General features: G+C 36.6%; 26 protein-coding genes and 2 pseudogenes. 15 read left to right on the top strand and 13 right to left on the bottom strand.

Annotated elements, in window-relative coordinates:
• Positions 1 to 6: 6 nt before the first annotated feature.
• Positions 7 to 132 carry a type B 50S ribosomal protein L36 gene (gene ykgO / locus MIDI_RS07555; RefSeq protein WP_013951663.1) on the bottom strand — a complete coding sequence of 42 codons (126 nt, stop codon included), beginning with the start codon at positions 130 to 132 and terminating at the stop codon, positions 7 to 9.
• A gap of 299 nt (positions 133 to 431) precedes the next feature.
• On the opposite strand from ykgO, the gene MIDI_RS09950 reads away from it, so the two are divergent.
• Positions 432 to 563 (top strand): hypothetical protein, encoded by a 132-nt coding sequence (locus MIDI_RS09950; RefSeq protein WP_272940951.1) that lies wholly within the window; start codon positions 432 to 434, stop codon positions 561 to 563.
• Complete coding sequence (locus tag MIDI_RS08775) at positions 544 to 684, top strand: hypothetical protein (protein ID WP_160162303.1); 141 nt, start codon at positions 544 to 546, stop codon at positions 682 to 684. The genes MIDI_RS09950 and MIDI_RS08775 overlap by 20 nt, the downstream gene beginning before the upstream one ends.
• 153 nt (positions 685 to 837) lie before the next feature.
• Here MIDI_RS08775 and MIDI_RS08770 read toward each other — a convergent pair whose 3' ends face one another.
• The 4 genes and pseudogenes from MIDI_RS08770 to MIDI_RS10490 form a co-directional block, all read right to left on the bottom strand.
• Positions 838 to 978 carry a hypothetical protein gene (locus MIDI_RS08770; RefSeq protein ID WP_013951661.1) on the bottom strand — a complete coding sequence of 47 codons (141 nt, stop codon included), beginning with the start codon at positions 976 to 978 and terminating at the stop codon, positions 838 to 840.
• Positions 979 to 1,253: 275 nt separating this feature from the next.
• Positions 1,254 to 2,901, bottom strand: a pseudogene (gene groL / locus MIDI_RS05780) (chaperonin GroEL).
• Between the two features lie 23 nt (positions 2,902 to 2,924).
• On the bottom strand, positions 2,925 to 3,218 hold the full coding sequence (gene groES / locus MIDI_RS05775; RefSeq protein ID WP_013951659.1) for a co-chaperone GroES: 294 nt from the start codon (positions 3,216 to 3,218) through the stop codon (positions 2,925 to 2,927).
• A 520-nt stretch (positions 3,219 to 3,738) separates the two neighbouring features.
• Positions 3,739 to 3,966: a double zinc ribbon domain-containing protein gene (locus tag MIDI_RS10490; protein ID WP_410517902.1), complete on the bottom strand. Its 228-nt coding sequence runs from the start codon at positions 3,964 to 3,966 to the stop codon at positions 3,739 to 3,741.
• A gap of 113 nt (positions 3,967 to 4,079) precedes the next feature.
• On the opposite strand from MIDI_RS10490, the gene MIDI_RS06530 reads away from it, so the two are divergent.
• A complete protein-coding gene (locus MIDI_RS06530) occupies positions 4,080 to 4,847 on the top strand; it encodes a methyltransferase domain-containing protein (protein ID WP_052567740.1) in 768 nt (255 codons plus the stop codon).
• A 103-nt stretch (positions 4,848 to 4,950) separates the two neighbouring features.
• The gene (locus tag MIDI_RS05765) at positions 4,951 to 5,274 is read left to right on the top strand and encodes a hypothetical protein (RefSeq protein WP_013951657.1); all 324 of its coding nucleotides are present in this window, start codon (positions 4,951 to 4,953) and stop codon (positions 5,272 to 5,274) included.
• Positions 5,275 to 5,529: 255 nt separating this feature from the next.
• Here MIDI_RS05765 and MIDI_RS06525 read toward each other — a convergent pair whose 3' ends face one another.
• From MIDI_RS06525 to argS, 7 genes are all read right to left on the bottom strand, one after another.
• Positions 5,530 to 6,267 (bottom strand): sugar phosphate nucleotidyltransferase, encoded by a 738-nt coding sequence (locus MIDI_RS06525; protein ID WP_013951656.1) that lies wholly within the window; start codon positions 6,265 to 6,267, stop codon positions 5,530 to 5,532.
• Positions 6,260 to 7,147: a phosphotransferase gene (locus MIDI_RS05755; RefSeq protein ID WP_148234183.1), complete on the bottom strand. Its 888-nt coding sequence runs from the start codon at positions 7,145 to 7,147 to the stop codon at positions 6,260 to 6,262. Before MIDI_RS05755 ends, MIDI_RS06525 begins: the two co-directional genes overlap by 8 nt.
• 446 nt (positions 7,148 to 7,593) lie before the next feature.
• The gene (locus MIDI_RS08765) at positions 7,594 to 7,764 is read right to left on the bottom strand and encodes a hypothetical protein (protein ID WP_160162302.1); all 171 of its coding nucleotides are present in this window, start codon (positions 7,762 to 7,764) and stop codon (positions 7,594 to 7,596) included.
• Between the two features lie 245 nt (positions 7,765 to 8,009).
• Positions 8,010 to 9,491 (bottom strand): hypothetical protein, encoded by a 1,482-nt coding sequence (locus tag MIDI_RS05750; RefSeq protein WP_148234182.1) that lies wholly within the window; start codon positions 9,489 to 9,491, stop codon positions 8,010 to 8,012.
• Between the two features lie 159 nt (positions 9,492 to 9,650).
• Positions 9,651 to 10,259 carry a BON domain-containing protein gene (locus MIDI_RS05745; protein WP_013951652.1) on the bottom strand — a complete coding sequence of 203 codons (609 nt, stop codon included), beginning with the start codon at positions 10,257 to 10,259 and terminating at the stop codon, positions 9,651 to 9,653.
• A gap of 502 nt (positions 10,260 to 10,761) precedes the next feature.
• A complete protein-coding gene (locus MIDI_RS05740) occupies positions 10,762 to 10,959 on the bottom strand; it encodes a hypothetical protein (RefSeq protein ID WP_041185565.1) in 198 nt (65 codons plus the stop codon).
• 257 nt (positions 10,960 to 11,216) lie between these two features.
• Positions 11,217 to 12,929 (bottom strand): arginine--tRNA ligase, encoded by a 1,713-nt coding sequence (argS, locus tag MIDI_RS05735; protein ID WP_148234181.1) that lies wholly within the window; start codon positions 12,927 to 12,929, stop codon positions 11,217 to 11,219.
• 82 nt (positions 12,930 to 13,011) lie between these two features.
• On the opposite strand from argS, the gene MIDI_RS05730 reads away from it, so the two are divergent.
• Entirely contained in the window at positions 13,012 to 14,286 is a 1,275-nt protein-coding gene (locus MIDI_RS05730; RefSeq protein ID WP_013951649.1) for an MFS transporter, read from the top strand.
• 339 nt (positions 14,287 to 14,625) lie between these two features.
• On the opposite strand, the gene MIDI_RS05725 is transcribed toward MIDI_RS05730, so the two are convergent.
• The gene (locus MIDI_RS05725) at positions 14,626 to 14,925 is read right to left on the bottom strand and encodes a hypothetical protein (RefSeq protein ID WP_013951648.1); all 300 of its coding nucleotides are present in this window, start codon (positions 14,923 to 14,925) and stop codon (positions 14,626 to 14,628) included.
• Positions 14,926 to 15,209: 284 nt separating this feature from the next.
• On the opposite strand from MIDI_RS05725, the gene MIDI_RS05720 reads away from it, so the two are divergent.
• From MIDI_RS05720 to ccoO, 10 genes and pseudogenes are all read left to right on the top strand, one after another.
• Positions 15,210 to 16,148: a hypothetical protein gene (locus tag MIDI_RS05720; RefSeq protein ID WP_041185563.1), complete on the top strand. Its 939-nt coding sequence runs from the start codon at positions 15,210 to 15,212 to the stop codon at positions 16,146 to 16,148.
• A 170-nt stretch (positions 16,149 to 16,318) separates the two neighbouring features.
• Entirely contained in the window at positions 16,319 to 16,468 is a 150-nt protein-coding gene (locus MIDI_RS08760) for a hypothetical protein (RefSeq protein ID WP_160162301.1), read from the top strand.
• 372 nt (positions 16,469 to 16,840) lie between these two features.
• A complete protein-coding gene (locus MIDI_RS05710; RefSeq protein WP_148234180.1) occupies positions 16,841 to 17,080 on the top strand; it encodes a hypothetical protein in 240 nt (79 codons plus the stop codon).
• A gap of 661 nt (positions 17,081 to 17,741) precedes the next feature.
• Positions 17,742 to 17,867 carry a hypothetical protein gene (locus tag MIDI_RS09945; RefSeq protein WP_272940959.1) on the top strand — a complete coding sequence of 42 codons (126 nt, stop codon included), beginning with the start codon at positions 17,742 to 17,744 and terminating at the stop codon, positions 17,865 to 17,867.
• A 282-nt stretch (positions 17,868 to 18,149) separates the two neighbouring features.
• Complete coding sequence (locus MIDI_RS05700) at positions 18,150 to 19,445, top strand: outer membrane protein assembly factor BamB family protein (protein ID WP_041185559.1); 1,296 nt, start codon at positions 18,150 to 18,152, stop codon at positions 19,443 to 19,445.
• Complete coding sequence (locus MIDI_RS10485) at positions 19,405 to 19,761, top strand: urease accessory protein UreH domain-containing protein (protein WP_083809665.1); 357 nt, start codon at positions 19,405 to 19,407, stop codon at positions 19,759 to 19,761. Before MIDI_RS05700 ends, MIDI_RS10485 begins: the two co-directional genes overlap by 41 nt.
• Positions 19,700 to 20,125, top strand: a pseudogene (locus MIDI_RS05695) (urease accessory protein UreH domain-containing protein); the annotation flags it as partial. The gene MIDI_RS10485 and the pseudogene MIDI_RS05695, both read left to right, overlap by 62 nt.
• Positions 20,126 to 20,241: 116 nt before the next feature.
• On the top strand, positions 20,242 to 21,273 hold the full coding sequence (locus tag MIDI_RS05690; RefSeq protein ID WP_013951642.1) for a cbb3-type cytochrome c oxidase subunit I: 1,032 nt from the start codon (positions 20,242 to 20,244) through the stop codon (positions 21,271 to 21,273).
• Positions 21,269 to 21,670: a cbb3-type cytochrome c oxidase subunit I gene (locus tag MIDI_RS09940; protein WP_272941000.1), complete on the top strand. Its 402-nt coding sequence runs from the start codon at positions 21,269 to 21,271 to the stop codon at positions 21,668 to 21,670. The genes MIDI_RS05690 and MIDI_RS09940 overlap by 5 nt, the downstream gene beginning before the upstream one ends.
• Positions 21,671 to 21,672: 2 nt before the next feature.
• A complete protein-coding gene (gene ccoO, locus MIDI_RS05685) occupies positions 21,673 to 22,194 on the top strand; it encodes a cytochrome-c oxidase, cbb3-type subunit II (RefSeq protein WP_013951640.1) in 522 nt (173 codons plus the stop codon).
• Positions 22,195 to 22,566 lie beyond the last annotated feature (372 nt).

Genomic DNA, 22,566 nt, shown 5'->3' with positions numbered 1-22,566 from the left:
TCAAGCTCAGGCTTGTTTAGCTTTGAACTTAGGATTAGCTTTGTTAATGACATAAACCCTGCCCTTTCTTCTTACAACACGACAGTTTTTATCTCTTTTTTTTGCAGATTTCAACGATGATAAGACTTTCATATCAAAAACAAAACTTTATATTAATTATGGGAAGGCAAGCGTACCATATATTTAACTGCTATGCAACTTAAAAAAAGCGCCTTAAAAGGCATTGCCTGGTAAATTATGGACGGCAATAAGAAGGTATGATATCTTCGTAGTAGAATGGGTGGAGTAGGAAATGACAATCAAGTGTAAATATTGCGGCTCTAGCGAGCAGGTGAAGAATGGCGTGGTATAGGGACAGCAAGAGGTAAATAGGTGCAAGAATTGCAAAAAGAATTACCGAGAAGGTAATAAGCGACAGAAATACACTATGAATGATAGACTTAAAACCTAATCTTGAGGACTGCGGGATTAGGACGATAGAGAGACTGACTGGAATCCATAACAGCCAAATATCTTCATGGATCGAAGGACGGGGGGCGCTATGTGCAAGAAAAGTTAGATAAGAGCTGCAACAGCACAAAGTCACTTAAGGATATCGAGGTCCTAGAGATTGAGGGGCTGTGCATATATAAAAAAAGACCAAAGAATGGAAGTGGGGTACACCTTTATATGGATTGCTGTTGATAGAGGAGCGGGTGAAATTATTGATTTTGAAGGTAGGTGACGGGAGCAAGGCAACCCACCTGAACCTGGCATTTAGGCTTGGAAGAACGTTATAAATTGAGCATGTACAGATGATTACAGCGTTTATGAATACTACAAAATCTCCACGCACCATCACAAAACAAAGGCTGAGACCTCATTGGTAGAATCAAAGAATTCTTTAAGAGGCATTATCCAGCTAGTTTTAATCGAAGAACGAAGCGCTACAGCAAATTCCTGAGGATGCTTTGCGCTACTCTTACCCTCTTCTTCCATAGGCATTTGACGGATTTGAAACTTCTATCTATAAATGTTAGGCAATGCCCCTTAAAAAAACTTAAGGCGCCTATTTTTTGTAGGTTTTTTATGTAATGGAATGATATACTTGAAGGGCTTTATTTAAAGACCCAAGCAAGTATATTATCCAGCTTATCTACATATTGGATTACAGAGCTGATAGCATAGCGCATGTTAAGTCGTCATACAAATTAAGAAGGCGCCTTGAATTTTCAAGGCGCCTTCTTAGATTTTCATGTGGATTTCGATATAAGCTAGAAGCCCATACCACCCATATCGTCCATGCCGGCTGGCCCATGCGAATGTTTACCACCTTTTTCTTCTGGCTTATCAATGATTACAGCTTCTGTTGTGATAAGTAATGCAGAAACAGACACAGCACTCTGTAGGGCAGTTCTTACTACTTTAGCTGGATCAACTATACCAGAGTTATATGCATCTGCAAAGCTTAGGGTTTGAGCGTCATATATCTTACTTCTATTATTTTCTTCGATTAGCTTACCAACAATTAACGAAGCATCCACTCCAGAGTTTTCAAGAATTTTGCGTATCGGAGCGGTTAATGATTTTCTCACTATTTCAATACCAGCTTTTTCATCTTCATTCTTGCCTTGCAATTTATCAAGAGCTTTTACTGCATAAAGCAAAGTACACCCGCCTCCTGGTACGACGCCCTCAGCAATAGCTGCTTTGGTTGCATGATAAGCATCTTCCACTCTATCCTTTTTCTCTTTAACTTCGACTTCAGTTACACCACCAACTTTTTAGTATAGCAACGCCACCAGAAAGTTTAGCTAGACGTTCTTGGAGCTTTTCTTTATCATAGTCAGAAGTAGTCTCTGCGGCTTGAGATTTAATTTGGTCGCAACGAGCTTTGATTTGATTAGGATCACCCGCACCGTCAACAATTGTAGTATCATCTTTAGTGATAACAACTTTTTTAGCGCTACCTAGGTCCGCAACTGTCGTACTTTCCAATTTGTTTCCTATTTCTTCGCTAACTAATTGTCCACCTGTTATAATGGCAATATCTTCAAGCATAGCTTTTCTTCTGTCACCAAAGCCTGGAGCTTTAACTGCCGCGATCTTCAAACTACCGCGCAATCTGTTCACTACTAGTGTTGCTAGAGCTTCGCCTTCAACATCTTCAGCGATGATTAAAAGCGGTCTACCTTGTTGCATTACAGCTTCTAAAAGAGGAAGAACCTGTTGTATATTAGTGATTTTTTTATCGAATGCGAGTATATAAGGTCTCTCGAGTTCACAAACCATTTTCTCAGAGTTGGTCACGAAATAAGGTGATAGGAAGCCTCTATCGAAGCTCATACCTTCGACAATTTGTACTTCAAAATCATCACTCTTATTTGCTTCTTCAACGGTAACCACACCATCTTTACCAACTTTTTCAAAAGCTTCAGCTAATTTTTTACCGATATCTGCATCTCCATTTGCAGAGACAGTTGCCACTTGGGCTACTTCATCAGAGGACTTAATTGTCTTAGACATTTTTTTGATTTCATCGACAACGACTTTAGCAGCGGCCTCGATTCCTCTTTTTAAGTCCATAGGATTAGCACCTGCAGCTACTTGTCTAATTCCCTCTTGAGCTATAGCTTTTGCTAAAACCACAGTTGTGGTTGTGCCATCGCCCGCATTGTCATTAGATTTGCTTGCAGCCTCTTTCAAAATCTGGGCTGCAAGATTTTCATATTTATCTTCCAATATAAGCGCTTTAGCAACTGTTACACCATCTTTAGTGATTTTAGGAGCACCAAATGACGATTCTATAACGACGTTACGCCCTTTCGGGCCTAAAGTTGAGCTAACGGTGTCAGCCGCAATTCTTAAGCCTTTAAGTAACCTTGAACGAGCTTCTTCTCCTGAACTAATAATTTTTGCCATATTATTTTTACCTTCTTTATTTATTATTCAACAATTGCTAAAATATCTGATTCTTTCATAATCAAATATTCCTTTCCATCTATTTTAACTTCTGTTCCGCCCCACTTAGCAAACAGAATCTTATCACCAACCTTAACATCTAATTGATGAAGTTTGCCTGCATCGTCGCGTCTGCCGTTACCCACTGCCACAACATTGCCCTGCATAGGCTTTTCTTGAGCGGTGTCTGGAATTATAATTCCACCGGCGGTTTTTGTTTCTTGTTCTCCCCTTTCGACCAAAAGTCTGTCATGTAATGGCCTGATTTTTTGTGACATATTAATTACCTCGTTAATATTAGATACACCTTATATAGTGATTACTCTATATCTTTCAAGGCACGTTTTTAAAAAAAATTCTTCAAGTCCTGGCAACGGTTATTGCAGGAACAGATTATGCTCCAGCTTTTTTTAAAACTTTAGCGCACTCCCACTAATAGTAGAGCCTGTAGTTACCACGTCATCAACTAACAGTACACTATAGCCCCTTTTTCACTAAGTTTAATTTTCCAACTGCAACGCTCCCTCGATGTTACTGTAACGCATCTTTTGTGAAAGTGCCATTTGTTTTGGAGTATTTTTGATTCTTACTAAAATAATTTAAGTGATTTACTACATGTTCAGCAATAATAGCAGATTGGGTTGTATCCTCTTTCTCTGAGCCTAGATCTATGTAGAGGTACAGGGACAACAAGATCGATATTTTTATCAATATAGAACAAGGGTGTTTACTAAAAATTTATTTAACACTTTGAATATAGTGAGTCTTATCCTCACCTAGACTGGTGTATTATTGTTGCTATTGATTCATTATATATACAAGCAACTCGGATTGTTTTAAAAATCTTTTTGTTTTTGAAACAAGCTGTGCTCTGCAATACTCACGATACGAGAAATTGCCTATATCTGGCTTGCCATAGGATTTGCAAGTTTTTCCTGTAATAAAAATGATTTTGTTCCAACAATTGTGGCATGATGTATTATACTCGATGACAGATTTTTTTACATATAATGCAGTGTTTAGCAAAAATTAATGAATTAAAAATGTCGAGTAACCATGTGGTGTACTTCATTTTATGCTTTAGCTTATAAAAAAATTATTTTAAAAAATTACAAGACCTTTATCACGATACCGGAACAGTGCAACCATTAATTTTCGATTTAGTTAAACAAAAAGAGAATTTAGAAAGATTCCACACTCAGTTCATTACAAGCGATTTTTTATACGAACTGGGGGCAGAGATTATTTTCGATTGCGCTTTACGCTCTCGAGGCGAGGTCAATGATTTGTTATTGTTCGGCTATTTTGGCCAGTCTATTGAGAATTTATGGAGTCTTGGAAGTAACATAAGACATGGCTTTATAAGCCCCCTTCCTACCACTAATTTTCAGTGTTCTGAAGAAAATGTCTTTCCTTTTGCAGTTAATAACTTCGATTTGGCGTGCTCTAACTTATCATTGCATTTTGTGAATCATGTTCCGTTAGCTTTTTCTAACTATAAGAAAATATTAAAAAAAGATGGATTATTTATTGCTACAATAGTTGGAGACTATTCTCTCTTCGAGTTAAGAGAAGCTTTTACTCATGCAGATGAAAAGCTATACGGTGGACTCTTTTCGAGGATAATGCCCATGATCAAATCCGGATCTTTAGTTAATCTAGCTAATAACAGTGGTTTTAGAGGAGTGGTGATTCATACGGAAACTGTGAAGCTACAGTATAGTAGCCTAGTTGATATGCTAAGAGATTTACGGCAAATTGGTTTTAGTAATTTTTTAGCAAGCCCAGTACTGCCTGTTTCAAAAAATTTTTTAAAGATTGCTTCAGAATATTATTGGCAAAATTATTCCAGCAATGGCAGGTTAAATCTCTCTTTTGATATCATTACACTCTCCGCAGTAGCTTAATAAAGAGTAACGCATGCTCAATATATTAGCAATATTCCCTTGATATTTGGTGCTTTTTGATCAAATAATAATCAGTAGGTGTGAAGATAAAGGTTAGATTTTTATGAATATCAATAAAGTTTCAGTAGCCGTAATGATTGTAGCTGCGATGTTTGGCAACGTTTGTAAGGCTTCGGCTCCAGTAAGTGCGGCAACGAATCCAGCATATTCTTCGTTTGTTAATGAAGAATTTACTTCCAAAATTATACAGAATTGGAATTTGCAAGGCGAGGTGGCTATAAAAGTTAAAGATATTTTGAAGTTTTATTTTATTGATTTAGATAAAATAAGCCATTTAAATTTTGATCTTCGTATTCCAACTAATACACCGGTTAAAGTTTCCATTGGAGGTCAATTTGGGATAACTACGGATAAAACCCACTTCTAATCTTAGGGTAACTTCACGAGATAGTGTAGGGAATAATTCAACCACAACCTCTTACCCAACAGTCGGAGCAGAACTTGGAGTAACTTCAAATTAATTGCTATGTTTCGGCTGAAGTAGCGCTTAAAATGCAAAACTCAAAAAAATATGATTTAGCATTTAATCAGTATAGCCCTACTACCGCCGCTTCAAATCAAGTAGCTAAATCTGTTAGATTTGGAGTAAATTTTAGTTTTTAGAGGGGGACATGGTAGCTTATTATATTACCGTCAAGCCACTATTGGTAAAGACTATAGACCTAGCTTTGCTAAGGCTTTCGGGAGTACCTATATCGAACCATTGTGCCTCTTCTGGAAGAATAAGGCCGCGGTAATTATATTTCTTATAGTTATCTTTCTGAGATAAAAATAGCAACTTGCTTAAAGGGAAAGGTTCGACTTGATTTATATCTTTAAACAAATCTTTGGATAATATTCCACAACCGGTGTAGATATAGTCGTTTTCAGCACCTCTGAATATATAATTGTCTTCAGCCAATGAAAAATCACCAGTTGCTTTCAAACCATTTTTATTGACTAACATTAATAGAGCAGTAGGAGCCTTTTTATAAAAGTCGTGTATTAAATTCTCATAAAGAATAGTGCTATTTAGAAGTAGCACGTCAGCATTCTTTATTAAGAGATATTGGCTAGGGATTTTATTTAAGACATTTAAAATGCCTCCGCCTGTTTCTAATATTACTTCTTCTTCAACTAAATAAATATTTTTATCAGTATCAAGATTTTTTACGTGATCTCTAATTAGAGCAGCCTGCCAATGGACGTTGATATAAATGTTTTGGATATCTTTTAGCTTGTTTAAGGCCGCTATAGCAACTTCTAACATGGTTTTACCCGCAATTTTAACCAAGGGCTTGGGTAAATTTCCAATTATAGGTTGTAGCCTTTTACCAAAACCTGCGGCTAATATCATTGCATTTTTTATAGTATCAGTCATGAAGAGGAATTTGATGCTTATCTGACCACACTAATATTTCTTTAAAAATCGGATTTTTTAATTTATCCCTTACATAATTTTTAACTCTTGGTAAAAATTGTCCATATCTTTCCTTGCTAGGCAACTCCTTTAAATAAGAGAAGAGCCATAAAATTCTGAGACTTCTTTGCAGTCCAAGAACACCATATGAATAATTAAACTCGTTTATATCTACCGTCGGACATAACTGTAAAAAATACTCCTTACATTTTTTTACAACTTCGCTTGATACATCTCTTCTCGCGTCTTCTAGGAGAGAAACAAGGTCATAGACTGGGTGGCCAATTGAAGCATCTTGTATGTCAACTAGGCCGACTTTTTTATAGCCCTCTCTTTCCTCTAAGAATACCATATTATCTATATGATAATCCCTTAACACTAATGAATTCTTGACTGAAAGTTTACTGAAGAGCCGACTAAAAACATCGAATAGTTCACTACCTGCTTTCATTCTGGTTTTATAGCAGTTATAAAACGATTTTAATAAAGCTTTATTTAACGAATCAGCATCGTGATTAGGAAGATTTATATTAATTTGTACAGAATTAATTTTACCTAAGACTTGGATCGCTAAGTAATAAAGTTGTAGCTCCAGACTTGGATCATTTAATAATATATTCTTATAAGAATTATCGCCAAAGTCCTCGGTAATGACTAAACTTTGTTGCTTATTATAATCAAAGATTTTTGGAGCGCTAAACTCATTTAGATTCATAAAATTATGAACTCTTACTAATGAATCAGCAACACCGCTATCGCCCGAAGCATCCATTATAACGTATGATCTTCCATCCTTCAATGTTGCTCTATAATGACTTTTGGTGGAACAATCCCGACCCATTATGCTGATTTCAGCCCCTCTTAGCAAGTCAACTCGGTTACAGTATTCAATTATATGATTTGCAACGGGCAAATTCTTGAGTGCGAGCAATCACTACCTCTTTTCGACAACACATGGAGTTATATTATCATTAAATTTTTCAACTGTTAAGGGCCCCTGCAACGCACATTGAACATTTCCTTCTGCATCTAAAACAATTGTAACTGGGGATTTATACAGACCTAGCTTTACTGCCTCTTTATCATTTATTATGCCAACTTCTTCATAATGATTTCCATTGGATTGCAGCCAAGATCTTGCTTCTTCAGCACCTCGAGTCCAAACTAAGCCAGTAACCCTATAATTTTCTGCTAGTTTCCGAAGCTCAGGTAACTCCTTCTTACAGCAGCCGCACCATGTGGTAAAAATGTGTATGATTTTTTTATTATCAGCTGTTGGTAGTAAATCTACTTTTTTTCAACATTAAATAAGTCAGTAGCTTCTGTTAAAGAAACTTTCTGGTTGATTAGTGCGGGTACTTTTTCACTTGTAGTGTTATCTAAAAAATACATTTTATAACTGAAAATAGCTATAAGTCCTACAATTGGTACTATTAATAAAAACATTTTCCGTCTCATAAGGCATCCCCATTATTAGATTTTAATATTAATTTGTTATAACAAAAGTTACTCTATTACAATTAAATCAATTCGTAAATACTATAATTACATACCTCATGAAAAACGGTAAGAAAATTAGGACAGCACTGATTATTAGGAGCGCACCAGCATGAAGTGCAGCTATTGGTCTGACACCGAGTCCATCAAAATCCTGAGCATGGTTTACACACTGGTACTTCTAGGACTTGGTATTGCTCTATTATTTAGTATTCACAAAAACAATAACTGGTTTCTGTATGATCATTTTGCGGGTCATCTTTGTAGTCGTTGCTTGTACTAAAGTACTCCCAAGTTTTTTTACACACGCTATAGCTACTGTCTACTAGATAGCAAGCTCCGGAAAAAGCAGCAACTGTGGTGTTACAACCAATTTGTACTGCGGCTTCTATACCACAACAACTGATTTCTGCAGTTGTTTTAGCATAATCAAGCACGTGATATTTCTTAACTAGATACGCACTTACTGCAAACGCTACAACTCCGGCTACTACGTAGGGGTGATCTACTGCACAGAAAGTAGCGAAATCCTTAGCATAGCTTAATCCACTATAAGTATAGGCGACTACATCTTTTACTAAAGATGCTGTGGCGATGGCTAGACTATAAGTGGTTGCTGCAAAATTATATAGATAAGTATAACTATTATATAAAGCTGTACTTACTATATGACAGGCGTTAACCGCTAAACCATATAGATAACTACCACTATTATATAGATACTCCATGAAATTTTTTATAAACTCCGGCTCCTCACCCAGAAACATTTTACTGAAGTCCATTGGCTTTTGAAGAATAGGAAATTTTTGTGGTATTGACGTTAAACCGTCAGCTATTGAATCTGGCTCCAGTAAACATTTCAAATCTGGCAGTATATCTTCTATATCTGATGAAATTGCTGATGCGGCGTTGCTCACAGAGCCCGGATCTAGTAGGTATCTCAGATCTGGCAATATATTCTCTATATCTGCTGAAATGGCCGATGCAGCTTTGCCCACCATTTTTGTACTCCGCTCAATAACTGTGCTTGTGCTGACATCAGGAAGCTCTGTTAACTCACTAAGAGCAGGAGCGACAGCTGCAGATTGGTCTGGTATGAAATTCCCAACCGCTCCAGATATTGTGTCTGGCAGTATAAATTGTGCTGCCTGTGATAAATTAGATACAGTAGCCTCCGAGATAGAAGTGGATACAGGACTTAAGACCTCTGTAACCCTTAAGTCCCCAGTTACATCAGTAACTGGGGAAGCTGATACTGCACTGCCAATTCTGCCAAATATTGTATCTTGTACTGCTGATTCGGCCGTTTGCAATAAATTAGGAACTACTACTTTTGGCATAGAAGTTGCTGCTCGAGTACCAAATGTAAAGGTGCTGTTTTTAACTATATCCCGTGCAATTGATGTCATGCTGCTTGCAGGAACATCAGCTGGTTTTAACAATGTAGCTGTCGCTGATAAGAGCCCAGTATTAAACACAGCTGGAACTTTTGTGGCTCCTGCTCGGCCATGCTCTTTTAAAGCGCTCAAGCTAAAAGCAGCCATATTTTTAAAAGTTGACCTGGCTGCACTTTCAAGTGCAGCATTATATGCTAATTGCTGATTTTCCCAAGTCTTTGATATAACCGGTATGGCTGACCTTGCTGCTAGATTTGTAATCCCCCTCGAAACTATGGACGACGCGAACATCTTTCCCTCCCTCATTATAATTTTCTGCTTATGATAAACGTTGAGGCTTACATAAGCAACTTAACATGACTAATTAATCAATAAAAAAACAACTTTTTGTATTCTTAAATTACGAAAAGAATAACTTAGAGGCTTAACGCTTTTTAAACGAACAAATTTCTAATAAGTTTTCTTTCTCCGCTGATCAGTTTTTAAGATCACATGGTTAACGACTTTTTCAACGCCATGGATTTTACTACAAATCTTAATAGCCTTTTCTAGCTCATCTTGAGATTGAGCAACTCCTAATAAGTAGACGACTGAATCATTTACATCATATTTATAATTCAGAGAATCAAAATGTTTTTCTAATAAAAATTTGGTTTTTATTTGGCTAGAAATCCAAATATCCTTTGCTTTATTTTGAGGAGTTGGAGCGACAACTAACTCATTTATCACCTCTTTCACCCCGTGAACCAGCCATGCCCGTCTAACTGCTTCATCAACATATTCATGAGCTTTTAAGGTTCCAGTCAACATTACTCTGCCTTCATAGGAATTCACACCTATTTTAGTTAACAGATTACTTGCATTAGTCTTTGAAAATTCTGATTTGATTTTAGTGATTACAACAGTATCATCAATTAACTCACCTGATGTTCTCTCATCAAGAACTATCATTCCGGCTGTTGTTGTGGCAGCAACAGGAACCAACACACTACAGCCAGTATTAAGTAACATAGATAAAGAAAGCAGTATACCTAAACCAAGACCTCTGATGTCAGCCATATTCCTATTTAAACCTTAAATCCCACAGCAGGATAGACATTTTTGGAGAAAACTACAAGAGAAAAAAGGAATTTGTAGCAATAAATACCGACAATAACACTAAGTTAAGGCTTTATTGCTGCAAAAAGTTTTTATTTAAAATCTGCAGGTGAGACCCATAGATACAATGGGCCACCACTTTGTGATTTTAGATAAATTTTCATTAATCTCCTCTCTTCCCCTTCTAAATAATCCAACAGTCCTGGAATTTGAGTTAAACATCCAGTGACAATTGATTTGGTAGATAATTGTGCCCTTGATACATGACTCCAAGCTCTGCAAAGAAGTGCCAAGATCCGTTATTAGTAAAAGCGCCAGAATAACCAACACTTAAGTAGGGTGAGTTTTTCAAATCCGGACCTCAATTCAGCGCTGCCTATTTCTTCCTTAACCAAAGTACGGCCTTTACGCGTTATATCATGAGCAGGCTTAATCTTAGTGGTAAGATTGTTATTATTGTGCATCAATCCGCCAGATAAAAAGAAGCCATTTGCAAAGGGTGAAGATTTAATCCTGAGCCAAGGGTAAAAGTAACTTCACCCTCGATATCGTCGCTTACATCTTCCATTTTAATAGGAGCTGAAAGAGAGAAATAATCACCCGCTAATCGTCCTACAAGGTAATCATTAATTTTATGTTCTCCTCTTAATCCAATCCCCAAGGCGCTAAGACCAGCTCCAACTGCAAAGTTTGAGTTGGTAGCCTCGGCTTGTAATAATAAAAGATAACCTGTTATGAAAAAATAGTGTTTTTTTCGAATTCGTTTTATAATTCAAATTGTGTTGAAGTACTGTACATAACCTGTAGTTGCTTCAGATGCAAGGAGTTTATCCGTTATGGTAGAAAAACTAAAAAATGCCGATACTAGAAAATAGTAACAACTATAGGCCGAAGCAGCATGAAGATGATCAAAGGATTCTACATTTCATTAATGGGTTCAATGCCAAGAAGCTTTAGTCCGCTGCTTATTATATTTGCAACAATTTGTACAAGTACTAAACGAGATTGAGTTAATTTTTTATCTTGTTCATTGATAAACCGAAGCTTGTTATTTGAGTTACCACCCGACCACAGTTGGTGAAAGCTGTTAGCCAGTTCTTGCAAATAGTAATTTAATCTATGAGGCTCATGGTAGCTAGCCGCTGCAGCTAGAATTTTTGGGTAGAGTGCAATCATTTTGATTAAGTTCATATCTTCTGGAAAGTAACTATAATCTAACTCTTCATTACTGCTTCCTAACTCCTGAGCTTTTTTTAGTACAGATTGGCACCTAGTGTGAGCATACTGCACATACCAGACAGGATTATCTTTATTTTGTTCTTTTAACGCTGCAAAATCGATATCTAACACCGTATCATTTTTCTTCGTTAGAATTGCAAACCTGAAAGTATCTTTTCCGATTTCATTAAGAACATCTCTTACAGTAATAAAGTTACCAGCTCTTTTAGACATCTTAAACGGCTGACCGTTTTTGTATAGATTAACTAATTGATTAATCTTCACATCTATTGTAGCTTTATTATCGCTTAAAGCGCTAACAATCGCTTTAATTCTTTTCACATAACCGCTATGATCCGCACCAAGCAGCAGTATCATATCATTGTAGCCTCTTTCAAGTTTGTAGTAATGATAAGCAATATCGCCGACAAAATAGGTATAGCTACCGTCAGATCTTATAATGGTTCTATCTCCATCATCACCAAAATTTGTTGACTTAAAAATAGTCTGTTGGGTCGCTTCCCAATCTTGTTCGTTTACTGATTTTGGTGCTTCTAGAATTCCTTGGTAGATTAATCCTTTCTCTTCTAACATCTCTAGAGCTATTTGAATTTTACTTTCTTTAATGATGTCATGATACTCAGAAACAAATACGTCATGTCTTATCCCCAAGTCTGCTAAGTCTTGTTTGATTAAATTCATCACCTCATTTACTGCAAAGTCGGCTAGTTCTCTTTGATCCACCACATCCAAATCAGCCTTGAATTGCTCTTTGGCTTTACTAGCTACATCAATAAGGTATTCACCGGGGTAACAGTCCGCTGGTATGCTTAAGTTTGCACCTGACAAATTTTTATATCTAATCTTAAGCGATTCTATAAGAGTGTTAATCTGTTTGCCCGCGTCATTTATGTAATATTCTTTGGTTATGTTGTAACCCATGGCGCTTAATATATTGGCAATTGCATCACCATATATAGCTCCACGTGCATGGCCTATATGAAGAGGGCCAGTTGGATTTACTGAGACAAACTCTAGATTTATTTGTTTGCCATTACCAATATTCTCCAAGCCGTACGTTTTAGAGCTTTTCAGGACATCTTTTAGAAATCCACTCCAGAACTGTTCTTTCAATCTGAAATTGATAAAGCCCGGTCCTTCAATTTGGACTTCTTTTATGAATTCTAACTTCCTAAAATCTCCTAAGAATAAGGTGGCAACCTCCCTGGGATTTTTCTTAATTGTCTTGCCGACTACTAAAGCGGCATTTGTCGATAACTCACCATGTTGGGGATTATTTGGTATTTCAACAACTATGTTTTCAAGATTATCAATAGAAAAAGACGACGTCAGAATCTTGTTAATATATTTAGACATGAGTAAGAATACGTTATCCATAATCGATTGAAACAAAATTAATAAAATTCACTTGCATAAAATTGATTTATCCGTCAATACTCTTGCAGCATATGCAATTTAATTTATAATTGGCTTTATGTCCAGTTCTTACACTACAGTTTCTATATCATTTTTGGTTTCAAAAAGGCCGTATATTGCTTGGATTGCTGCTGCAGTTTTCTACCTTTATCAGTATATGCTACGGGTCTCACCTGGTATGATGATTGAGGATATAAGGTCTTCGTTTTCTATAAGGGCAGAAGAATTTGCAACCTTAGGTTCTATTTACCTGATTTTTTATTCTCTGTTACAAATCCCATTGGGAATTTTAATCGATAAATTTGGTGTGAAAAAGATTCTAAGCTTATCCATTGTATTCTGTGTTATTGGATCTTTTATTGCCTCAATTGCTCCGAATTTTTTGGTAATGCAATTCTCAAGAGCTGTAATAGGTGCAGGGTCTGCTGCAGCTTTTATAGTTTCCTTAAAGATTGTTGCTGATAACTTTTCGCCAGGGAAGCGAGGGTTTTTAATGGGAACTACATTAACTCTGGGCACAGTAGGAGCATTATTTTCGGGACAAATAGTAGTTATGTTGCTGCAGGAATTTCATTGGCGCTACATTTGGCAATTCGCTAGTGTGCTCGGTATCGGCATCTTATTCTTGTCTCTGATATTTATTCCAGCCAGACAAGAAAAAGTTTATAAAAATATATCCAATGTAAAGCATAGTAAGAATGTTTTGCTAGAAATCGTCCAGGTAATGAAAGACAAAAATGTAATTTTGTATTCAGTTTTAGCATTAGGTCTATACACGCCACTTGCGGCTGTTGCTGATTTATGGGGCGGAGCTTTTATTAGCACAAAGTTTGGTTTTTCCATGGGATGCTCAACTCAACTTAATATGATGCTTTATTTAGGGTTGGCAATTGGAAGTATTCTACTGCCTTGGTTTTTTGAGCGTAACTCGTTATTAAATGCTGGCATAAGGTGGAGTGTGTTCATTATATTGATCGCATTTGCAATTGTTCTTTATGGGCCAAAGATATCTATCTTCAGTTTAACGGCTTTATTAATTATTATTGGCGTATTTTGCGGATCTGAAATGATATGCTTTACCGCTGCATTAAGATATGCGAATGAAAATAATTCTGGAGAGATTATTGGGGTCGTTAATACTTTAAACATGCTTGGAGGAGCACTTTTGCAACAACTGATTGGGTATCTTTTGGATATGAATTGGGACGGTGTTGTTGATCAAAGCGGTTTAAGGGTATATTCACTGCAAGATTTTATTTTTTCTTTATCAGCATTAATGATAGTGATATTTTGTTGTTGGTTGATTTCTCTAGTTTTAGATAAAAGACAATAGGGTTATTAGACTCCCTTTAATATGTTGTGATATGGCATTGCCTAATATTTATAGATAGAAGTTTCAAATCCAGCAAGTGCCTATGGAAGAAGAGGGTAAGAGTAGCGCAAAGCATCCTCAGGAATTTGCTGTAGCGCTTCATTCTTCGATTAAAACTAGCTAGATAATGCCTTAATTAAAGAATTCTTTGATTCTACAAATGAGGTCCCAGCTTTTGTTTTGTGATGGTGCGTGGAGATTTTATAGTATTCATAAACGCTGTAATCATCTGTACATGCTCAATTTATAACGTTCTTCAAAGCCTAAATGACAGGTTCATGTAGGGTTGCCTTGCTCCCGTCAACCTACCTTCAAAATCAATAATTTCACCCGCTCCTCTATCAACAGCAATCCATATAAAGGTGTACTCCCACTTCCATTCTTTGGTCTTTTTTTTATATATGTGCACAGCTCGTCAATCTCTAGGACCTCGATATCCTTAAGTGACTTTGTGCTGTTGCAGCTCTTATCTAACTTTTCTTGCACATAGCGCCCCCCCGTCCCTTCGATCCATGAAGATATTTGGCTGTTATGGATTCCAGTCAGTCTCTCTATCGTCCTAATCCCGCAGTCCTCAAGATTAGGTTTTAAGTCTATCATTCATAGTGTATTTCTGTCGCTTATTACCTTCTCGGTAATTCTTTTTGCAATTCTTGCAATCTACCTCTGCTGTCCCTATACCACGCCATTCTTCACCTGCTCGCTAGAGCCGCAATATTTACACTTGATTGTCATTTCCTACTCCCGTTTTACTGCGAAGATATCAACACCCTCTTATTGCTGTCTATAATTACTAGGCAAGCCTGTAATATAGACAGCTGTTAGTTGCTTTTGAAAGCTCACTGTGGTTAACTTGAATAGTATATAATTTAATTTTGTACACTATGAAGGAATCAAAAGACGAGACGCTCGTTGAATATATATCTAAGGTGATACTTAGACATGCCGGAATGAGCAAAAGTGCAATTAATGCAATATATAACAGCTCAGAGCTTCCTAGAAATAAAAAAATTATTCATGAGTTGACTCAACAGGCTAATGCGTTAATCGAAAATTGCCAGAACAAAGAAGGTAAGTTTAACAAAGAAGTTTTTGCTGGCAGAATAGAACTTAACACCAATAAAATGCTTGGTCAAATAGGGCAGGGACGTATTTTTGATTATAAAGGTGATGAAAAAATATTAGTGGCTGGAAAAAGGGATAAAGAAATTGCTTTAGAGAAGGGGGGCACTCCTGACTTTGATAAAAAAATTGAAAATGCTATTTTGCATCAAAGTAATCAAAGGAATAGAGGAGTAATGAGAGAATGTACGCTTCGTACTGGGGAAGTGGTGAAGCAAACTTCTAAACAAGCTGGTAATATTTTATTTAGGAAAGTCGTTGATAGTAAACTCGGGTTAGGACTAACCTTTTTTATAGGTATGACTATAGCACTAGGACCTGCGGGCCCCATAGCTGCCGCCCCTTTACTGGGGTATTTCGCTTATAGGGTTTTGGATAAGGTGGGCATAATGAAGCCCCTACTAGGAATACTTAAAGTTACTGAAAAGGGATTGCACGCCAGTAAAAGTTATAATGAACATGTATTGCAAAATTTTGAAAGTGAGCTGTCAGAAGTACTGCAAAAGACAGAATTATCTAAGAAACCCGATCCGGCTCCAGAAAAAGCACCGGAACCAGATGTGAAACCAGCTATATCAATCAAATTGACTCCTAATACTGTTGGGTCAGAAATCGAAATCACCCCAATACCCACAAAATTATCTGAAGGACATAAAGCAGCGCTCGCCGGTGCTTCACCTTCAAAAGGAAAAGGTAGATAATTTCAATCTGGATAACCTTTAATTAACCCCAGTTTGACGTAAGGAGTAGGCTCGCGAGCCTACTCCTTACGTCAAACTGGGGTTAATTAATATAAACAATACAAATTTAAGAGGGATAATGAAAGATACAAATCAACTAGTTGATCAAGCCCGAAGAGCCGGAATCAAGCTTGAACCTAGCAAATCTTACAGAAGCAATTCTAGGGATTAAAAACGAAGAAGAAACTTCTGTTATCGGTAGTGTAAATTTTACTCTTACAACAAATAGCAGTAAAAACCATAATGATATTCTAGTTAATATAAATTTGACGCTCGCTTAAAAAATGAAAAACATACGGACATCATAGCAAAAATAGAGTTTAAGGCAGATGAGTTAACTGTAGAAAACGAAGATAGAAAATATAAGAATACTACAGGGAATATAGATTTCACCGTTACTGAAGATAATGGCAAAAGCCAGAAAGAGGTTGCAGGTAAAGCGCATTTTAAAACAGAGGCTCTAATTACTGAAGATGAATACCATAATAACATTCTAGAAGATATAGATCTTAAGCTTACTGAAAGCGATGGGCAGACGTCTAAGAGCTTTATCGAAAGAATGGAGATGAAAAGCATGCTACTGTCACTGGTAATATGGATTTTACTAACAATACAGTAATTTAGAGTTTTACCAATCTAATTCCAGTTTGCCGTTGGTGCTAATACCTACCAACAAGCTACCCACTTTAAAGGACAGTACTAAATCTATTACTGATTCTATAAAACGCTACTTCCACTTAGGTTTAGGATTAGAGCAACCAATCTCTGCCCAGTTGTACTTACTGAATAAAATCGAAGAAGTAAGTATGAACCTTCGGGAAAAAATCACGTCAGAGACATCAGATGCTGCAATAGATATGATCAGTACTGCTGGCATAGAAGAAGTAATCTAGTTTTAGTCGCTCTCTCTAAGATCAAGTAAATCTCTATTTTCGTAAAGCATATAGCTGAGCTTCATAATGTGACTATGTGGCTCATTCTCTACCTTCGCTTTTTTTCTCGCATTCAAATTAAAATACTTTAGCTATGCGCTCATAGAGAGACAATCAATACCCATATAAAGTTTGTATAATACAACGCATAAGCCTTAGTGGTCAAATATTAGTAATATTTCAATGAAATACACAGAGTAGGGTTTTATATCAGTAGGATTGTGATTATAGTATATAGAACACAACTTCAGGAGGATATTAAGATGAAACGCAAAAGACAAGCGGAAATATGTCACTTGAATTCCATATTAGATATAGAGAACAACAATACAATGCCAGCTATGGTAAATGAACCGAGTGCTGTAAACGAAGAGGAGAGATACGGTGCTATCCCCCCCCTTTAGCTTATCTGAAGCGCTAAGCGCTCCCAATATAATCCAAGAAGAATTTACAAAGCGCCATTAGTACATGCGTAAAGGAAACCCCTTCTAGTATAGGCAACACAAATTTCACAGCAGATGAAGCAAGCATTAAAGATTATGGAATAGAGGTTCTGCCGCTCGCAAGCAAAGAAGAAGCAAATGGCGCCATTAGCGCATTATTAAGACTACACGAAAGTTTAATGAACGAGCTGAAAGCAATTAAACAACAAGAATTACAAAGTAATACAGTAGAGCTATGTCTCATAGATCCTCAAGCCCAAGCTGATATGGAGCTTGCTTTGAAGCTACACAGTAAAATGAAATAGATCGCCAAGAAAAGGCCTTGCGCGCTCAACAACTAAAAAAAGACGAGGAATTTGCGCATATGCTGCAACAAGAAGCTAACTAAAATTCAACTAGATACTACCAAAAAAGAGTTAAGCTCTAATTACATAAATCCAGGAATAAGAGATGAAACGTCTCAAGATATGGAAGGTACCTGGGAGATAATTACGGCTTCGGAGATATAGTAGGCATATTCAGTAATAATCAAAAAGAGTATTTTACTTTAGCAGAGAGTCTTTAGTTTACATTAAAGACTCTTTTTTTTGCAAAAAATAGCAGATTATGTTAATCAGGTTTTTGTATTTGAATTAATATTTTTAATGCTTGTGCGCTACTTCATGTTTTTGCTGTCTTTTCAATTATTACTTTCATCCTGCAGTGTTTTTGATCCAAATTATAATAAAGAAAAGTTGCCCGGAAAGCGTCAAAAGGTATTTATATCGAATAACAAAGAAGGCACTTTAGGTAGAAAAGTAGCTTTAACCAAAAGATGCACTAGTCTTCAATCTCTGGATAAAATAAAATTGCTTGCCCAGAAGAAAATAGATATGTTCCAAACTCTTGGTGTTACAAACAAACCCTTAATAACTAAGGACAAAGTGATAATTTTAACCTCAAAAGGGAGATTGTTAGCTTATAATTTGGACCTTAATAAAAAATTATGGAACAAGTCATTAAGTAGCTCCTTAACAACTGTAGGAAAAATTGTTGAAGAAGACGACATCTTATATGTTACTTATGGTATCAATAAATTGATTGCGGTAGATAGTCAAAGCGGCAAAGAAATTTGGACTGCCAAGTTCGATGATGTAGTGAAGGGCAGATCAATCATTTACGGAGATAAAATATTTCTCCATAGCGCCCATAATGAAATTTATGCCCTAAAGAAAAGCGATGGAACAATTATATGGCGCCATATAGATACAGATCATGTACAGTCAACAGTTGCCGATTTTGCACCAGTTGTTTATGATAAAAATGTTATCTTTCAGGTAGCAAATAATGAAATTATCGCACTCGATATAGAAAAAGGAACAGTTAGTAAAATATTCGTTATCAATAACCAATATGGATTTAACCGCGGTGAGACTCACAAACATATTCCGAACCACTTTTTTATTGAAAATAATATAATCTATGCTACCTCTAAGGATGGAAAATTTCTAGCAATTGATTATAAAACTCAAGAAGAACTGTGGCAGCAAGAGATCAATTCCAGCGCAAAGTTTCTGGTATATGGTAAGTTAATTTATGTTATCACAGATAAAGATGAATTAGCAGTACTAAACAAAAAAACAGGGCAAATTGAATATCTGGTTGATTTAAATAGCTGCATAAAGCTTAAGAATAATTATCATAAATGGACTAAGCCGGTAATTTACAATAAAAACAGTATTTTGATTACTAGCTATGACGGCTATTTGTTGAAATTTGATATTCATTCTGGAAAATTACTTGCGAGTATTGGAGATATGGAGTTTGTTACCTCTTCTCCTGCAGTTGCCGGTGATTATATTTATGTCGTTTCTAACAACGGACATATTTACAAGTATAGATAAGATATCCTGCTGCAACCAAAGTATCGCTGTAATTGATTACGGACTCAATTATGGAAGCCTTGGTTTACTCATGACAATGTTCGTAACTGGCATAGTTGGTAGCTTTACTCACTGCATTGGCATGTGTGGCCCAATAGCGATCAGCCAAATGAGTATGAGGCTTATGAACCTTCCTAAAGAGAAGATGACGCAAAAAAATAAGGTATTATGCGCCGCTTCTATACCTTACTATATAGGAAAAAAGCTTCAGTTATGCTCTTCTAGCAATGAGCTGGTTTGGTTTAGCTACTGTAACCTCTCAGAGTCATTTTATTAAAATACTAGGGGCAATTCTGATGTTAATCGCCGCACTATTTTTTATGACAAGCGCATTTGCCGGCAATCCGAGGATAGCGTCCAATTGGAACAGACTTAAAATTATGAGATCCTTTAGTAATAAGCTTGTAGCCATAGCACAATCATTTACTCATAACCCCTTTGGTTTTAAAGGCTGGGTACTTGGGTTACTTTTAGGGCTTATACCTTGTGGCTTAGTATATGCCTCAATTGCAACGGCCGTTTCTTATAGTAACAATTTTTTGTTAGCTGGACTCAGTTTATTTATCTTTGGTCTGGGCACAATCCCGGGGCTATTTCTAATAGCTTATTCTGGGGGTAAATATATTAATAAGGTGGAATAAGCTTTTCAGTGTGATATACTTCCTTGGTATGTTGTTCAACGCCTACCTGTTGGCTCGCGCTGCGCTGTACTATATAAAGGATTTTTTATGAATTAAATAAATGATAAAATAAAGCTATGGATGTTGTTGATAAGTATGATAATCAGGTGGTTAGATGGTTTGCAGCCGCCTCTATTTTTTGGGCAGTGGTAGGTCTCTCTGCTGGTGTTTTTATTGCTCTGCAAATGGCTTATCCTTTATTGAATTTTGATCTACCATGGACTACATTCGGAAGACTCAGGCCAGTACATACTTCTGGAGTAATATTTGCTTTTGGAGGGAATGTATTAATGGCAACTTCGTTCCTTGTGGTACAGCGCACCTGTAATATAAAGCTTCCTAATCCACTACTGGCGCGTTTCGTTTTTTTTGGTTACCAGCTTTTTATATTACTCGCTTTGTCTGGTTATGTAATGGGCATTACCCAAGGAAAGGAATATGCAGAACCTGAATGGTACGCTGATATACTACTGACTATTGTTTGGATAACATATTTATACGTATTTATGGCAGCTATTATCAAACGGCAAGAACCCCATATCTATGTAGCCAATTGGTTTTTTTTGGCATTTATAATTGTAGTTGCTATACTGCATTTGGGGAATAATGTTTCCATACCTGTTTCCCTACTTAGTACAGAGAGTATTAGCGCCTTTTCAGGGGTGCAGTCGGCTATGATTCAGTGGTGGTATGGTCATAATGCTGTAGGTTTCTTCCTAACAGCAGGTTTTCTTGGAATTGCGTATTATTTCTTGCCAAAAAGAGCTAATCAGCCCGTTTATTCTTATAGGCTTTCCATCCTCCACTTCTGGGGGTTAGTGTTTATTTATATTTGGGCAGGTCCTCATCACTTACACTATACTTCCTTACCAGACTGGGTACAAACGCTTGGTATGACTATGTCAATTATCCTATGGCTTCCTTCATGGGGAGGTATGATAAATGGTCTTATGACTTTATCCGGCGCTTGGCGTAGACTAAGAGAAGATCCGGTATTAAAATTTCTTATTACAGCCCTAGCCTTTTACGGAATGAGTACCTTTGAAGGACCGTTAATGGCAATAAAGTCAGTAAACGCATTTAAGCCATTACACAGAATGGACCATTAGTCATGTTCATTCTGGAGCCTTAGGGTGGGTTGCTATGATAAGTTTTGGTGCAATATATCACATGCTACCTATTTTATGGAAAAGAGAAAAAATGTATTCAGTAGAATTAGTAAATGTACACTTTTGGTTAGCAACAGTTGGCATTGTTTTATATATAACTTCTATGTGGACAGCGGGCATTACCCAAGGCTTAATGTGGCGCAGTTATGATAATATGGGCTTTTTAAAATATTCTTTCTTGCAGTCTGTTATAGCCCTGCATCCTTATTATGTGATTCGGGCAATAGGCGGTATTTTCTTTTTGTCTGGAGCACTTGTTTTAGTTTATAACGCGTTATGTACAATTGAGAGGATCCAAAAACAGGTTTATAATCAACCAGTATCCTTGGCAAGTTAGATATGACACAAAATTACCATAGCATTATAGAAAAAAGTTTGTTTGTTTTAGTTGTACTTATTGTGGTCGTTGCTTCGATAGGTGGCATGGTGCAAATATTACCACTATTTAAAAGAGAAATCGCGATAGAGGTAGTTGACGCTGGAAGACCTTATACTCCACTAGAACTTTTAGGCTTTGGCATATATAAAAGAGAAGGGTGTTATGGATGCCACAGTCAACAAGTCAGAACATTAAGAGATGAAGTTGAAAGGTATGGTCATTATTCGATATCAGCCGAAAGCCAATACGACTTTCCTTTTGTTTGGGGCTCAAAAAGAACTGGTCCTGACTTAGCACGGATAGGAGAGAAATATTCTGATGATTGGCACATTGAGCATTTACACGATCCACGTTCTGTAGTGCCAGAATCAATTATGCCTGGATATTCTTTTATGTTAAAGACTTTGCTTAATCTTGAAGATTTACGCAGAAAAATGGAGATATTGCAATCGTTAGGGGTCCTTATACTGATTCAGATATAGAACACTGCTATGAGGATATAAAAATTCAATTATCCCTCAGTGAAAATCAGGCAGCTACAGAAGATTTCAATAAACGTTACCCTGGCGCTAAAATAAGAAAGTTTAATAATAAATCTGCGGAAATTACAGAGATGGATGCAATTGTTGGCTATCTACAGAGTCTTGGCACAAGGCTAGATTTGAAAACTAATAAAGGACGGAAGTGGTAAAACTATGAATATAGACTTTATACCAATCGCTGAGCTTGTTGTAGTAATTGCTTCATGCATCGCAATTGTTGTTTGGCTCTATCGACCAAATCGTAGTAAAATTTATGATTAGCATGGTTGTATACCACTTAAAGACCAAGATAAGCAAAGTAATTCTGATGAA

It is taken from the genome of Candidatus Midichloria mitochondrii IricVA (assembly GCF_000219355.1).
GTDB classification, from domain to species: domain Bacteria; phylum Pseudomonadota; class Alphaproteobacteria; order Rickettsiales; family Midichloriaceae; genus Midichloria; species Midichloria mitochondrii.
This window is presented reverse-complemented; position numbering and strand designations above follow the sequence as displayed.